General features: G+C 46.0%; 1 protein-coding gene. It reads right to left on the bottom strand.

Annotated features, from left to right (window positions below; all coding sequences use genetic code 11):
• Nucleotides 1–111: 111 nt before the first annotated feature.
• Entirely contained in the window at nt 112–507 is a 396-nt protein-coding gene (locus B4U49_RS00270; RefSeq protein ID WP_078082629.1) for a hypothetical protein, read from the bottom strand.
• Between the last annotated feature and the right edge of the window lie 36 nt (nt 508–543).

The raw sequence follows: 543 nt of genomic DNA, 5'->3' as shown, positions 1-543 counted from the left end.
CGCAGCAGGGGCAGACAATGCTATGTGCATTTTGTGCAAAAATGGGAGCGTAGCGACCGCACAAAAGATGCATAACGTTGGCTATCCCTCTGCTTGCGTTTGTTAGATGTATCATAGCGGGACCTCCCAATTACCCTCGCCTAGCGCAAAAGCACTGAAGGGTTGAATCGCACGCTCCCAGAGTCGCTCGAGTCCCGGCTCTAAAACGCAGTAGGTAAGTTTTGCAACTCCTTTGCTTTGAGCTTCCGTTATGACTAATTGGCAAATCTTTCTTATTGGAATTTTTGTACGCCACTTCTTCAATAAATATAATTTATCTACTTCTGCCACCGTACCTTTATAAATTATGCAAGCGGCGCCGATTAATTGGCCTTTGTAATAGAAACCTAGATGATCACCGCCGCAAGATCTATCGAAGTTCCAGAATGGAGACGAGCCATCGTCTACCACAATCTGATCAATCATCAATAATTCATCAAGAGACAAGTTTCCACTTGAGAGGCTCATGCTCTGCACTCATCTAACGCCCGCAACAGGGGCGAC

Origin of the sequence: Microbulbifer mangrovi (assembly GCF_002009015.1) — a bacterium.
Lineage (GTDB): Bacteria > Pseudomonadota > Gammaproteobacteria > Pseudomonadales > Cellvibrionaceae > Microbulbifer > Microbulbifer mangrovi.
This window is presented reverse-complemented; position numbering and strand designations above follow the sequence as displayed.

Excerpts from the sequence above, each read along its gene's own strand:
- B4U49_RS00270 (WP_078082629.1), bottom strand. The coding sequence starts at position 507 with ATGAGCCTCTCAAGTGGAAACTTGTCTCTTGATGAATTATTGATGATT.